This is a genomic window from Kitasatospora sp. SC0581 (genome assembly GCF_048159585.1).
In the GTDB taxonomy this organism is placed as follows: Bacteria; Actinomycetota; Actinomycetes; order Streptomycetales; family Streptomycetaceae; genus Kitasatospora.
Map to the genome: position 1 here is coordinate 17,846 of NZ_JBLRWA010000017.1, position 12,427 is coordinate 30,272.

Annotated in this window: 14 protein-coding genes; 2 read left to right on the top strand and 12 right to left on the bottom strand. The window is 73.6% G+C overall.

The window, feature by feature from the left end; translation table 11 throughout:
- Nucleotides 1-319: 319 nt before the first annotated feature.
- The 9 genes from ACLWS4_RS23805 to ACLWS4_RS23845 all read right to left on the bottom strand — a co-directional run bounded on the left by ACLWS4_RS23805 (nt 320) and on the right by ACLWS4_RS23845 (nt 9,384).
- Complete coding sequence (locus ACLWS4_RS23805; protein ID WP_049652066.1) at nt 320-820, bottom strand: GNAT family N-acetyltransferase; 501 nt, start codon at nt 818-820, stop codon at nt 320-322.
- A 206-nt stretch (nt 821-1,026) separates the two neighbouring features.
- Nucleotides 1,027-1,284 carry a sigma-70 family RNA polymerase sigma factor gene (locus tag ACLWS4_RS23810; RefSeq protein WP_053112078.1) on the bottom strand — a complete coding sequence of 86 codons (258 nt, stop codon included), beginning with the start codon at nt 1,282-1,284 and terminating at the stop codon, nt 1,027-1,029.
- A gap of 164 nt (nt 1,285-1,448) precedes the next feature.
- Nucleotides 1,449-2,873, bottom strand: coding sequence for an argininosuccinate lyase (gene argH / locus ACLWS4_RS23815; protein ID WP_416875186.1), 1,425 nt, complete (start codon nt 2,871-2,873; stop codon nt 1,449-1,451).
- Nucleotides 2,874-2,989: 116 nt separating this feature from the next.
- Nucleotides 2,990-3,538 (bottom strand): arginine repressor, encoded by a 549-nt coding sequence (locus ACLWS4_RS23820; protein ID WP_049652068.1) that lies wholly within the window; start codon nt 3,536-3,538, stop codon nt 2,990-2,992.
- 23 nt (nt 3,539-3,561) lie between these two features.
- Nucleotides 3,562-4,866: an acetylornithine transaminase gene (locus ACLWS4_RS23825; RefSeq protein WP_416875187.1), complete on the bottom strand. Its 1,305-nt coding sequence runs from the start codon at nt 4,864-4,866 to the stop codon at nt 3,562-3,564.
- On the bottom strand, nt 4,863-5,738 hold the full coding sequence (argB, locus tag ACLWS4_RS23830) for an acetylglutamate kinase (protein ID WP_049652078.1): 876 nt from the start codon (nt 5,736-5,738) through the stop codon (nt 4,863-4,865). Before argB ends, ACLWS4_RS23825 begins: the two co-directional genes overlap by 4 nt.
- A 142-nt stretch (nt 5,739-5,880) precedes the next feature.
- Nucleotides 5,881-7,053, bottom strand: coding sequence for a bifunctional glutamate N-acetyltransferase/amino-acid acetyltransferase ArgJ (gene argJ, locus ACLWS4_RS23835; RefSeq protein WP_117487178.1), 1,173 nt, complete (start codon nt 7,051-7,053; stop codon nt 5,881-5,883).
- Nucleotides 7,050-8,078, bottom strand: coding sequence for an N-acetyl-gamma-glutamyl-phosphate reductase (gene argC, locus ACLWS4_RS23840; RefSeq protein ID WP_380741456.1), 1,029 nt, complete (start codon nt 8,076-8,078; stop codon nt 7,050-7,052). The genes argJ and argC overlap by 4 nt, the downstream gene beginning before the upstream one ends.
- Nucleotides 8,079-8,172: 94 nt before the next feature.
- Nucleotides 8,173-9,384, bottom strand: coding sequence for a methyltransferase (locus tag ACLWS4_RS23845; RefSeq protein WP_416875188.1), 1,212 nt, complete (start codon nt 9,382-9,384; stop codon nt 8,173-8,175).
- Between the two features lie 80 nt (nt 9,385-9,464).
- Between ACLWS4_RS23845 and ACLWS4_RS23850 the strand changes: the two genes are divergently transcribed.
- Together ACLWS4_RS23850 and ACLWS4_RS23855 are read left to right on the top strand one after the other, a co-directional pair.
- Nucleotides 9,465-9,887, top strand: coding sequence for a VOC family protein (locus tag ACLWS4_RS23850; protein ID WP_117487181.1), 423 nt, complete (start codon nt 9,465-9,467; stop codon nt 9,885-9,887).
- A gap of 9 nt (nt 9,888-9,896) precedes the next feature.
- Nucleotides 9,897-10,271, top strand: a complete 375-nt coding sequence (locus ACLWS4_RS23855) for an RNA-binding S4 domain-containing protein (protein WP_416875189.1) — start codon at nt 9,897-9,899, stop codon at nt 10,269-10,271.
- 14 nt (nt 10,272-10,285) lie between these two features.
- Here the strand turns inward: ACLWS4_RS23855 and ACLWS4_RS23860 are convergent, their stop codons facing one another.
- The 3 genes from ACLWS4_RS23860 to ACLWS4_RS23870 all read right to left on the bottom strand — a co-directional run bounded on the left by ACLWS4_RS23860 (nt 10,286) and on the right by ACLWS4_RS23870 (nt 12,425).
- Nucleotides 10,286-10,795: an FBP domain-containing protein gene (locus tag ACLWS4_RS23860; protein ID WP_049652075.1), complete on the bottom strand. Its 510-nt coding sequence runs from the start codon at nt 10,793-10,795 to the stop codon at nt 10,286-10,288.
- A 44-nt stretch (nt 10,796-10,839) separates the two neighbouring features.
- Nucleotides 10,840-11,394: a phosphohydrolase gene (locus ACLWS4_RS23865; protein WP_387831179.1), complete on the bottom strand. Its 555-nt coding sequence runs from the start codon at nt 11,392-11,394 to the stop codon at nt 10,840-10,842.
- 146 nt (nt 11,395-11,540) lie between these two features.
- Nucleotides 11,541-12,425, bottom strand: coding sequence for an SAM-dependent methyltransferase (locus ACLWS4_RS23870; protein WP_079272094.1), 885 nt, complete (start codon nt 12,423-12,425; stop codon nt 11,541-11,543).
- Between the last annotated feature and the right edge of the window lie 2 nt (nt 12,426-12,427).

Genomic DNA, 12,427 nt, shown 5'->3' on the forward strand with positions numbered 1-12,427 from the left:
GCGGGAGCGGCGCCGGAGTCTCGCTTCGGGGCGCGAGGAGGAGGCGCCCTCAGCGGGGCGCCGGGGGCGGTGGCCCTCAGCAGTGACACATTCGACGACACATGGCACGCTCACCTGCCGGCAGGGTGCCGGTGGGGGTCCAGTTCGTCGTCGCAGTCATGTGAGCCAGTAAAACAGATGGGTTGATTCCTGCCCAATTGTTTCCCGAAGCTGTCCGCATTGCGGACACTCACCACCGTTGACCAGCGCGGATACGGCTCGGCGCCGCCACCGGTGGTCCGGATGGTGGCGGCGCCGGGAAAGCGCGGGGGCGGCGGGCTCAGGCCGTCGCGGCGAGCGGCTCGGCGGCCGCCTTCTCCAGGTGGACGAAGCTCAGCCGGGTGCTGACCTGCTCGACCCGGGTCTGACGGTACCCCTGCCGAGCGTACAGCCGCAGGTTGCCCAGGCTGCGGTGGCCGGTGAACAGCCGGTAGGCGCTCACCCGGCCGTCCTGGGCCAGGCGGCGCTCCAGCGCGTCCAGCAGGCGGCCGCCGAGGCCGTGGCGCTGCATCCGCGGATGGACCACCAGGCGCCCTATCCGGCCGACGCCGTCGGCACCGACGTGGCCGCGGACGGTGCCGACCACCTCGTCGCCCAGCCGGGCGACCAGGAAGTGCTGCTCGGACAGTTCGGCGCGCAGGCTCTCCAGGCTCTGCGTCAGGGGCTCGATCGCCCAGTCGCCGTACAGCTCGGCCTCGGGCTGGTAGCCGAGGTACTGGAGCTTGAGGATCTGCTCCGCGTCCTCGGCCTCCGCGGCCGAGATGATCACGCTCATGCCCATGTGGAGGGGCCTCCCCAGTCGTCGTGCGCGGCGCGCGGAGGGTAGGCGCGCTCACGCTCAGTATCCGAGTGATCGCGCCACCGTCAAGGGCTGCGTTCGCCAGCGCTCTACCCGGGTGTCAGCTTCCCTCAACCTTCGCGGGGGCGGACGTGAGGAGGGTCACCTCCCGTGCCGCACACGTTCCGCCCGGTCGCACGGGCTTGCGCTCAGGGGTAGCGCTCGGTGTGGAGCAGCATCCGCAGGCAGGCCAGGCAGCGGGAGCGGGTGGGGCCGATCGAGCCGCGCGGCATGCCGAGCCGCTCGGAGAGCTCACGGTAGGTGGGCGGCGGATCCTCGGCGAGCGCGGCCATCAGCTGCGGACAGCGGCCGGGCAGGGCGGCGACGGTCTCGCGGACCGCGCGGCGGCGACACTCGTCGAGGTAGACGTCCTCGGCGGAGGGGGCGAAGGGGAGGGCGGTGCACACACCGTGCATGACGGCCCGGGGCGGGGCCGGTTACGCCCGGGCCGGGGCACGGACGCGGGAGGGGCGCGCCGGTCGGACCGCCGCGCCCCTCCCCCGTCGCGCCGGGGATCGGCCCCGTCGCGGGGGCTCGGCCCCTCGTCCGGGACCGGCCCCGCCGTCCGGGATCAGCCCCGCGCCCACTCCTGCTGCCGCGCCAGGTCCGCCTTCACCTCGGCGAGCTGGACCGCGACCGCCGAGGGGGCCGTTCCGCCGCGCCCGTCGCGGGAGGCGATGGCGCCGTGGACGCTGAGCACCGAGCGCACCTCGGGCGTCAGGTGCCCGGAGATCGCGGCGAACTGCTCGTCCGTCAGGTCGGACAGCTCGATGCCCTCGGCCTCGCAGACCTTGACGCAGGCGCCGGCCACCTCGTGCGCGACCCGGAACGGCACGCCCTGCTTGACCAGCCACTCGGCGATGTCGGTGGCGAGCGAGAAGCCGGCCGGGGCCAGCTCCTCCAGCCGCTCCCGGTGCACGGTGAGGGTGGCCATCATCCCGGTGAACGCGGGCAGCAGCACCTCCAGCGTGTCGCAGGAGTCGAAGACCGGCTCCTTGTCCTCCTGGAGGTCCCGGTTGTAGGCGAGCGGCAGCGCCTTGAGGGTGGCCAGCAGGCCGGTCAGGTTGCCGATCAGCCGGCCGGACTTGCCCCGGGCGAGCTCGGCGATGTCCGGGTTCTTCTTCTGCGGCATGATCGAGGAGCCGGTGGAGAAGGCGTCGTGCAGCGTGATGAAGCCGAACTCCTTGGTGTTCCAGATGATCACCTCCTCCGCGATCCGGGAGAGGTTGATGCCGACCATCGCGGTCACGAAGGCGAACTCGGCGACGAAGTCGCGCGAGGCGGTGCCGTCGATGGAGTTGCCGACCGAGCCGCCCTCGAAGCCGAGGTCGGCGGCGACGGCCTGCGGGTCGAGGCCGAGCGAGGAGCCGGCCAGCGCGCCGGAGCCGTACGGCGAGACGGCGGTGCGGGCGTCCCACTGGCGCAGCCGCTCGGCGTCCCGGCCGAGGGCCTGCACGTGCGCGAGGACGTGGTGGGCGAAGAGCACCGGCTGGGCGTGCTGGAGGTGGGTGCGGCCGGGCATCGCGGTGTCCGGGTGCGCCTCGGCGAGGCCGACCAGGGCCTGCTGGAGGTCGAGCAGCAGGCCGCCGATGGTCTTCGCGTGGTCCCGCAGGTACATCCGGAACAAAGTGGCGATCTGGTCGTTGCGCGAGCGTCCGGCCCGCAGCTTGCCGCCGAGGTCGGGGCCGAGGCGCTCCAGCAGGCCGCGCTCCAGGGCGGTGTGCACGTCCTCGTCGGCGACGGTGCCGGTGAAGGTGCCCGCCTCGACGTCGGCGAGCAGCTCGTCCAGGCCGGCCAGCATGCCGGCCAGCTCCGCCTCGGAGAGCAGGCCGGCCTTGTGCAGGACCCGGGCGTGGGCCTTGGAGCCGGCGATGTCGTACGGCGCGAGGCGCCAGTCGAAGTGGACCGAGGCCGAGAGCCTGGCCAGCGCCTCGGACGGGCCGTCGGCGAAGCGCGCACCCCAGAGGCGGACGTCGGAGGACTGCTCGGCGGTCATCGCGGTGGCTCCTTCATGCATGTGCAGTGGGTGGCATAAGTATGCACGACGCCGTATGAAACACAAAACCCCGGCCGGACGGTCTCCGTCGGCCGGGGTTTCGCGCGTTCGAGGTGCTACTGCGCCTTCGCCTGGGCGAGTTGCATGAGGTGGTCGGCGAGCGCCTGCCCGCCGGCCGGGTCCCGGCTGATCAGCAGGACGGTGTCGTCGCCGGCGATGGTGCCGATGATCTCGAACACCTCGGCCTGGTCGATCGCCGAGGCCAGGAACTGGGCGGCGCCCGGCGGGGTGCGCAGCACCACCAGGTTGCCGGAGGCCGTCGCGGAGACCATGAGCTCGCCGGCCAGCCGGGCCATCCGGCCCTCGCTGGCCGACTCGCCCATCGGCGCGCGCGGCGTGCGGTCGCCGCCCTCGGCCGGGACGGCGTAGATCAGCGCGCCGTCCCGGTTGCGGATCTTGACCGCGCCCAGCTCGTCCAGGTCCCGGGAGAGGGTGGCCTGGGTGACCACGAGTCCGTCGTCGGCGAGCAGCTTGGCGAGCTGGCTCTGCGAACGCACGGGCTGGCGGGTGAGCAGGTCCACGATCCGCCGGTGGCGCGCGGTGCGGGTCTGCGGGACCTGCGGCGTCGGGCCTGCGGCGGACGGGCCGGAGTGGGAAGCGGTCATGTGATTATTCTCCCGGACGACGGTCAATTCGCATCGGCCGGGGCGCCCTCGCGCACCGTCCGGAGGATGCCCGGCAGCGCGGCCAGGAAGGCGTCCGCCTCCTGCTCGGTCAGCACCAGCGGCGGGGCCAGCCGGACGGCGTCCGGGACGGCCGCGTTGACCAGGAAGCCCGCCTCCTGCGCGACGGCCTGGACCTGCGCCGAGACCGGCTCGGTGAGCACGATGCCGAGCAGCAGGCCCGCCCCGCGCACGTGCGAGACCAGCGGGTCGCCGAGCGCCTCGACGCCCTGCCGCAGCCGCTCGCCGAGCTTGCGGACGTGCTCCAGCAGGCCCTCGGACTCGATGGTGTCCAGCACCGCGAGCCCGGCCGCGGCGGCCACCGGGTTGCCGCCGAAGGTGGTGCCGTGCTGGCCCGGGGTGAGCAGCTCGGCGGCCGGCCCGAAGGCCAGCACCGCGCCCATCGGCAGGCCGCCGCCGAGCGCCTTGGCCAGGGTGACCACGTCCGGCTCCACGCCCTCGTCCGCCTGGTGGGCGAACCAGTGGCCGGTGCGGCCGACGCCGGTCTGGATCTCGTCCAGGACCAGCAGGGTGCCGGTGGCCCGGGTGATCTCGCGGGCCGCCTTCAGGTAGCCCTCGGGCAGCGGGATCGCGCCGTTCTCGCCCTGGACGGGCTCCAGGAAGACGGCGGCCGTCTCGGTGGTGACGGCCGCGCGCAGCGCCTCGACGTCGCCGAACGGGACGTGGGTGACGTCACCGGGCAGCGGGCGGAACGGGTCCTGCTTGGCGGGCTGGCCGGTGAGCGCGAGGGCGCCCATGGTGCGGCCGTGGAAGGCGCCCTGGAGGGCGACCAGGTGGGTGCGGCCGGTCCGCCGGCTGATCTTGAAGGCGGCCTCGTTGGCCTCGGCGCCGGAGTTGCAGAAGAACACCCGGCCGCCCGGACGGCCGTCCAGCTCCAGCAGCCGCTCGGCGAGCGCGATGGTGGGCTCGGCCATGAAGAGGTTGGAGACGTGGCCCAGGGTGGCGATCTGCCGGCTCACCGCCTCGACGACGGCCGGGTGGGCGGTGCCGAGAGCGTTGACGGCGATGCCGCCGAGCAGGTCGGTGTACTCCTTGCCGTCGGCGTCCCAGAGCTTGCTGCCCTCGCCGCGCACCAGCGGGATGCGGGGGGTGCCGTAGTTGTCGGTGAAGGCGTGCTGCCAGCGCTCGGCGAGCTGCTCGTTGTGGGTCGTACCCGTCGTACCCGTCGTACCCGTCGCGCCAGTCGCGCCAGTCGCGCCAGTCGCGCCAGTCGCGCCGGTCGTGCTGTCGGTGCCAGTCGTGCCGCTCATGCCAGTCCCCCGGTCACGGTCGTTTCGTCGTCCGGCACGACCATCGTGCCGATGCCCTCGTCGGTGAAGATCTCCAGCAGCAGGCTGTGCTGGACCCGGCCGTCCAGGACGCGGGCGGTGCCCACGCCGGAGCGGACGGCCCGCAGGCAGCCCTCCATCTTGGGGAGCATGCCGCTGGCCAGCTCGGGCAGCAGCTCCTCCAGCTCGCTCGCGCTGAGCTGGCTGATCACGTCGTCGGATTCCGGCCAGTCCTTGTAGAGGCCCTCGACGTCGGTGAGGACGACGAGCATCTCGGCGCCGAGCGCGACCGCGAGGGCGGAGGCGGCGGTGTCGGCGTTGATGTTGTAGACGTGGCCGTCGGTGCCGCGGGCGATCGAGGAGATGACCGGGATGCGGCCGTCGGCGATCATCGCCTTCACGGCGCCGGCCTCGATGTTGACGATGTCGCCGACCAGGCCGATGTCGACCTGCTCGCCGTCCACCACGGCGTAGCGCTTGACCGCCGTCATGGTGTGGGCGTCCTCGCCGGTCATGCCGACCGCGAACGGGCCGTGCTCGTTGAGCAGGCCGACCAGCTCGCGCTGCACCTGGCCGGCCAGCACCATCCGGACCACGTCCATGGTCTCCGGGGTGGTGACCCGCAGGCCGTTGGTGAAGCTCGACTCCAGGCCCAGCCGGTCGAGTTGGGCACTGATCTGGGGGCCACCGCCGTGCACCACGACGGGGTGCAGCCCGGCGTAGCGCAGGAAGACGACGTCCTGGGCGAAGGCGGACTTGAGGCTGTCGTCCACCATGGCGTTGCCGCCGAACTTGATCACGACGGTCTTGCCGTGGAAGCGCTCCAGCCATGGCAGCGCCTCGATCAGCGTCATGGCCTTGGGCAACGCGGTGTTGTTGCGGGCCTGTTCGCCCTTGGGTGCGATCTGCACGGGTTTCCCTCGTCGATGGGGGTCCCCCCGGCCGCGGGCCGGGGGGATGTCGCGGATCAGGCGGGCTCGGGTGGAGCGGCGCGGATCAGGTCGAGTAGGCGCTGTTCTCGTGGACGTAGTCGGCCGTCAGGTCGTTGGTCCACAGCGTGGCGCCCGCCGTACCGGCGTTGAGGTTCGCGGTGATGACGACCTCGCGGCCCTTCATGTCGACCAGGTCGCGGTCCTCGCCGACGCCGCCGGACTTGCAGACCCAGACGCCGTTGATGGCGACGTCCAGCCCGTCCGGGTCGAAGGCGGCGGAGGTGGTGCCGATCGCGGCCAGCACCCGGCCCCAGTTGGGGTCCTCGCCGTGGATGGCGCACTTGAGCAGGTTGTTGCGGCTGATCGTCCGGGCGACCTCGACCGCGTCGTCCTCGGTTGCGGCGCCGGTGACGTCGATCCGGATCTCCTTGCTCGCGCCCTCGGCGTCGCCGATCAGCTGGCGGGCCAGGTCGGCACTGACCGTGCGGACGGCCTCGGCGAACTCGGCCCGGTCCGGGACGGTGCCGGAGGCGGCGGAGGCGAGCAGCAGCACGGTGTCGTTGGTCGACATGCAGCCGTCGGAGTCGATCCGGTCGAAGGTGGTGCGGGTGGCGCCGCGCAGCGCGTCGTCCAGGGCGGCGCTGTCCAGGTCGGCGTCGGTGGTGAGGACGACCAGCATGGTGGCGAGGCTCGGGGCGAGCATGCCCGCGCCCTTGGCCATGCCGCCGACCGTCCAGCCGGCCGGGCTGGTGTACTCGGCGGTCTTGTGCACGGTGTCGGTGGTCTTGATGGCGATCGCGGCGGCCTCGCCGCCGTCCTCGCCGAGCGCGCCGGCGGCCAGGGCGACGCCGGGCAGCAGGAGGTCCATCGGCAGCCGGACGCCGATCAGGCCGGTGGAGGCGACGGCGACCTCGCCCGCGTTGAGGCCCAGCTCCGCGGCGGCCTTCTCCGCGGTGGCGTGGGTGTCCTGGAAGCCGAGCGGGCCGGTGCAGGCGTTGGCGCCACCGGAGTTGAGGACGACGGCGGAGACCTGGCCGCCCTTGAGGACCTGCTCGGACCAGAGCACCGGCGCGGCCTTGACCCGGTTGGCGGTGAAGACGCCGGCCGCGGCGAGCGAGGGGCCGTCGTTGACCACCAGGGCGAGGTCGGGGGTGCCGGAGGCCTTGATGCCGGCAGTCACACCGGCGGCCCGGAAGCCCTTGGCGGCGGTCACTCCGACGTTGGTGCTCTTGCTCACGGTGCGACTCCGTTCACGGGCAGGCCGAGCTCCTCGGGCAGGCCCAGGGCGATGTTCATGCTCTGCACCGCGCCGCCGGCGGTGCCCTTGACCAGGTTGTCGATCGCGCTGATCGCGATGATCCGCCCGGCGGCGGCGTCCAGGGCGACCTGGACCAGGGCGGTGTTGGCGCCGTAGACGCTGCTGGTCTGCGGCCACTGCCCCTCGGGCAGCAGGTGGACGAAGGGCTCGTCCGCGAACGCCTCGGTGTAGGCGGCGCGCAGGCTCCGGGCCGTCACCCCGGGCCTGGCCTTGGCCGAGCAGGTGGCGAGGATGCCGCGCGGCATCGGGACGAGGGTGGGGGTGAAGGAGACGGTGACCGGCTCGCCCGCGACCGGGGAGAGGTTCTGCGCCATCTCCGGGGTGTGCCGGTGGACGCCGCCGACGCCGTACGGGCTGACGCTGCCCATCACCTCGCTGCCCAGCAGGTGCGGCTTGGCGGCCTTGCCGGCGCCGGAGGTGCCGGAGGCGGCGACCACCACGGCCTCCGGCTCGGCGAGCTGCGCGGCGTAGGCGGGGAACAGCGCCAGGGAGACGGCCGTCGGGTAGCAGCCGGGTACGGCGATCCGGTTGCTGCCCTTCAACGCGGCGCGGTGGCCGGGGAGTTCGGGCAGGCCGTAGGGCCAGGTGCCGGCGTGCGCGGTGCCGTAGAACTGCTCCCAGTCGGCGGCGGCCTTGAGCCGGAAGTCGGCGCCGCAGTCGATCACCAGGACGTTCGGGCCGAGCTCCTCGGCGACGGCGGCGGACTGACCGTGCGGCAGGGCCAGGAACACCACGTCGTGGTCGGCCAGCACCTCGGGGGTGGTGGCTTCGAGGACGCGGTCGGCGAGCGGGCGGAGGTGCGGCTGGAGCTGGCCCAGCCTGGTGCCCGCGTTCGAGCCGCCGGTCAGCGCCCCGATCTCCATCTCCGGGTGGCCGAGCAGCAGGCGCAGCACCTCGCCGCCCGCGTAACCGCTCGCGCCGGCGACGGCGACTCGCAATGCCATGGCGTTCCTCCTTAGTCTTGGCATGAATATACGCGTGACGGAAAATTCATGCAAGGAGGTTGTGCCGGACCCCCGCCTGGGCGGGGTGCCCGGGTCAGCGCTTGACGGCCCGCAGCACCACGAACTTGGGGTTCCCGGCGACGAGTTGGCAGTTGCCGAAGAGGCGGCGCAGCTTGACGTGGTAGCCGAGGTGGCGGTTGCCGACCACCCAGAGCTCGCCCCCGGGGCGCAGCGCCCGCTTGGCACCGGTGAACATCCGCCAGGCGGTGGCGTCGGTGGTGGCCTGGTGGGAGTGGAACGGCGGGTTGTTGAGCACCAGGTCCACCGAACCGGGGGCGACCACGTCCCGGGCCAGGGCGTCGGCGGCCAGGAACTCGGCCGGGGCGTCCGGGCCCAGGTTGGCGCGGAAGGTCTCCTCGGCGGAAGCCACCGCCTGGTGCGACTCGTCCACGAACACCAGCTCCGCGCCGGGCCCGGCCAACGCGGCGGCCGTGCCGACCACGCCGTTGCCGCAGCCGAGGTCCACCACCCGGGCGCCGGGGGCGGGGACGGGCAGGTGGGCGAGGAGGAAGCGGGTGCCGATGTCGAGCCGGTCGGCGCAGAAGGTGCCCGCGTGGTTGACGACCGTACGGCCGGAGGCGGGGCCGATGTCCTGCGGCAGCGCGTAGCGGTGCGGCCACGGGTTGGGGCCGGGGTCCAGCGCCCGGTCCGGGGTGCAGAAGACCAGCCGGGCCTTGCGGGCGGCCAGCGAGGTGCGGGTCGGGCCGAGGATCCGCTCGAAGAGCCGGAGCGTGGAGGTGTGGATCTCGGTGACCATGCCGGTGCCGATCACCACGGTGCCCTCGTGGACGGCGGGGGCGAGCCGGTGCAGCTGGTCCTCCAGCAGGGCCAGGCTCTTGGGCACGCGCACCAGCAGCACGTCGATCCGCTCCGGCGGGGCGTCACGGGTGGTGAGCAGCCGGGACTCGTCGACGGCGGCGCCGGCCCGGGCCAGGTTGGCCAGGGTGGCCTGCCGGCCGAGGTGGGAGTCGGTGATCTGGACCGGCCGGTACTCGGCGAGCGCGGTGGTCAGCGCGCCCCAGCGGTCGCCGAGGACGGCGACCGTCCGGCCGGCCAGCTCCGTCGCGGTGCCGGCCGCGCTGTCGGCCTCGCCCGCGAGGTGGCGCAGCAGGTACTCGTCGGCGGCGTCCCAGGCCCGCAGCCGCTCGCGCGGGTCCTCGGGGAAGCGGGTGAGCGCGAAGGCGCCCCACGGGGTGGCGAAGGAGCTGTCCGGCGGGGTCGCGGCGGGCGTGGTCTGGGGATTCATCGTGTTCTCAGGCTATCCGACGGTCCCGGGGGCGGTTACGGACGGATACTGGAAGGGCCCGGCCGAGAGAGGTGAGGGCGATGGAGTGGAAACTCGAAGTCGTGGTGGTCCCGGTCTCCGATGTGGACCGCTCGAAGCTCTTCTACGAGGAGCAGGCCGGGTTCACCGTCGACCACGACACCCTGTTGCGGGACGGGATCCGGGTGATCCAGCTGACGCCCCCGGGTTCGGCCTGCTCCATCGTGGTGGGCAAGGGGGTGATCGACTCGCCGCCCGGATCGGTCAAGGGACTCCAGCTGGTGGTGCCGGACATCGAGAAGGCGCACGCCGAACTGGTGGCCCGCGGTGTGGAGGTCAGCCCGGTCCAGCACTTCGTGGCCGGGGCCCGGGTGGACGGGCACGGCGAGGCGTGGAACAACTTCCTGTTCTTCAACGACCCGGACGGGAACGGCTGGGCGATCCAGGAGGCGCCGCCCGCGGGCGGGCAGGCCGTCCTTGGGTAGGCTCCCAGGATGGCTGAACACGAGGGAAGCGTGCGGGTGGACAGCTGGATCTGGTCGGTCCGGCTGGTCAAGACGCGGGCGCTGGCGGCGGCCGCCTGCCGGGCCGGGCACGTCCGGGTGAACGGCGAGCGGGCCAAGCCCGCCCAGGCGCTGAAGCCCGGGGACGAGGTGCGGCTCCGCGAGGAGGGCCACGAACGGGTCGTGGTGGTGAGCAAGCTGATCCGCAAGCGGGTCGGCGCCGTCGTCGCGGCGGAGTGCCTGATCGACAACAGCCCGCCGCGGCCGCCGCGCGAGTTCGTCGCGGCGGCCGGGACGCGGGACCGCGGGGCCGGGCGGCCGACCAAGCGGGAGCGCCGCGACCTGGACCAGCTGCGCGGGCACTGAGCGGCGCGGAGCCGCTACGCGACGTCCGCGGTGGCGAGCACCTTGGCGAGGAAGCCGCCGAGGTTGCCCACCGTACGGTCGATCTGCAGCTCCAGCGGCAGCGACTCGTCGGGCCGGGTGACCAGCGTGGACTTCTTCAGCCCGCGCACGTAGAGCGAGCAGGCCAGGTCGGCGCAGATGTACGTGCCGACCGTGTTGCCCTCGCGCCCGGCCGCCCCGGCCCGGCGGGCGGCGAGCAGCGCGACCCCCGACCCGGCGTGCGCGGTGATGCACAGCGAGCACACGTTGGTCTTGGTCAGGCTGCGCCGGATCACCGAGGAGCGCAGCGTCACGCCGACCGGCTCGCCCTCGTACGGCGCCACCAGGTACGCCCGGTCGGGCGCGCCCTGGTCCCGCCAGCCGAGGAAGTCCAGCTGCTCCCAGGGCAGTTCGGCCAGACCCCGGGGCAGGTGGAGCCGGCGGGCCTCGCCCTTGGAGCAGTTGACGAAGGACGCGCGGATCTCGTTCTCGCTCAGGGGTTCCATGCCGCGGACGCTAACACCGGCCGGCCGGGCCTGTCGCGCCGTTTTCACCCGGTCCGTACCGGGTGGGCGGCCTGGACGGCGAGCCGGCGCGGGGCGTCCTCGCCGATCCGGGTGAGCAGGTCGTCCAGGGCGAGGAAGGCCTCCCAGCGCTCCTTCCCGCCGGCGGCGGCGAGGCGGTCGACGACCAGGTCCTCCAGGTCCTGGACCCGCTTGTTCTTCCAGGCCTTGTCGGCCAGGCCGACCAGCAGGTCCTCGACGGTGGTGCCGGGCTCGTCCCAGCTCGCGTGGGTGCGGGCGAAGCGGGCGAGGTGCTCGGGGACGCCGTGGGCGAGCAGCAGGGCGTGCCCGGCGGGCTCGTGCCGGGAGCCGGGGGCGGAGAGCTCCTCGGGGTGGACGGTCTTGCCGATGTCGTGGGTGGCGGCGCCGTAGAGGACGGCCGTGCGGTCGAAGGCCAGGCCTTCCCGGGCGCAGAACCCGGCGATCTCCTCGGCCACCCGGTGCACCAGCGCGAGGTGGGCGACCAGGCGGGGCGGGGCGTCGACGGCCCGCAGCAGTTCGGCGACGTCGGCGGGCAGCGGCGGCAGGGCGGTGGTGGTCACGCCGCAGGGTAGCCGCGGGGGTGAGGGGTTGTCAGTGGGGTTCCGTAGCCTTCGACGGTCCGGTCCCGGCGTAGGAGGGAGGCGCCGGGACCGGGCGCGCGAACGGCTGCCGTTCGAAGCGGACGGCTGCCGTTCCAAGCGGACGGCTACCGCTTGAAGGCGACGCCGGCGTACGCCGAGACGTCCTGCCAGCCCTCGGGGAGTTCGGAGGTCGGCACGTGGCCCGCGACGGGGCGCCAGAGCGGGAGCTGGACGAGCCCGGGGCCGACGAAGTCGAAGTCGCCGAAGAAGGGCTCGACGCCGGAGCGCGGGCGCAGCACGAGCGGGGCGCTGGCGCTGCGGTAGATGCGGGTGCCCTCGGCGGCGCTCTCGCGGGAGGCGAAGTCGGGGCTGCCGTGGGAGAGGATCAGCGCGCTGCCGGGGGCGAGCGCGTCGCGCAGGGTGCGGACGATCTGCTGGGCGCCCTCCTCGTCGCGGATGAAGTGCAGGACGGCGACCAGCATCAGCGCGACCGGCTGGGAGAGGTCGACGGCGCCGGCCAGCCCGGGGTGGCCGAGGATCGTGGCCGGGTCGCGCAGGTCGGCCTCGATCACCGAGGTGTGCCCGGCGGGGTGGCCGGCCAGCAGGGCGCGGGCGTGGGTGGCGACGATCGGGTCGTTGTCCACGTACACCACCCGGGCGTCCGGGGCGACCCGCTGGGCGACCTCGCTGGTGGAGCCGACCGCCGGGATGCCGGTGCCGATGTCGACGAACTGGCGCACGCCCCGGCCGGCCACGTACTCCACCGCGCGGCCGAGGAACTGCCGGTTGGTGCGGGCCAGCAGCGGCAGCGCGGGGTAGGCGGCTATCGCGGCCTGGGCGGCCTTGCGGTCGGCCTCGAAGTTGTCCTTGCCGCCGAGGTAGTAGTCGTACATCCGGGCGGTGTGCGGGACGCCGGTGTCCAGCTCGCTCGGCGGCTGCCAGTCGCCGGTCCTGCCCCAGTCCCACTCGGTGTCCGTGCTCCGGCCGGTCGCCGCGCTGTCCTCGTACATCC

Excerpts from the sequence above, each read along its gene's own strand:
- argC (WP_380741456.1), bottom strand. The coding sequence starts at position 8,078 with ATGGCATTGCGAGTCGCCGTCGCCGGCGCGAGCGGTTACGCGGGCGGC.
- ACLWS4_RS23870 (WP_079272094.1), bottom strand. The coding sequence starts at position 12,425 with ATGTACGAGGACAGCGCGGCGACCGGCCGGAGCACGGACACCGAGTGG.
- ACLWS4_RS23855 (WP_416875189.1), top strand. The coding sequence starts at position 9,897 with ATGGCTGAACACGAGGGAAGCGTGCGGGTGGACAGCTGGATCTGGTCG.
- ACLWS4_RS23805 (WP_049652066.1), bottom strand. The coding sequence starts at position 820 with ATGGGCATGAGCGTGATCATCTCGGCCGCGGAGGCCGAGGACGCGGAG.
- ACLWS4_RS23860 (WP_049652075.1), bottom strand. The coding sequence starts at position 10,795 with ATGGAACCCCTGAGCGAGAACGAGATCCGCGCGTCCTTCGTCAACTGC.
- ACLWS4_RS23825 (WP_416875187.1), bottom strand. The coding sequence starts at position 4,866 with ATGAGCGGCACGACTGGCACCGACAGCACGACCGGCGCGACTGGCGCG.
- ACLWS4_RS23845 (WP_416875188.1), bottom strand. The coding sequence starts at position 9,384 with ATGAATCCCCAGACCACGCCCGCCGCGACCCCGCCGGACAGCTCCTTC.
- ACLWS4_RS23850 (WP_117487181.1), top strand. The coding sequence starts at position 9,465 with ATGGAGTGGAAACTCGAAGTCGTGGTGGTCCCGGTCTCCGATGTGGAC.
- ACLWS4_RS23820 (WP_049652068.1), bottom strand. The coding sequence starts at position 3,538 with ATGACCGCTTCCCACTCCGGCCCGTCCGCCGCAGGCCCGACGCCGCAG.
- argB (WP_049652078.1), bottom strand. The coding sequence starts at position 5,738 with ATGACGCTGATCGAGGCGCTGCCATGGCTGGAGCGCTTCCACGGCAAG.
- argH (WP_416875186.1), bottom strand. The coding sequence starts at position 2,873 with ATGACCGCCGAGCAGTCCTCCGACGTCCGCCTCTGGGGTGCGCGCTTC.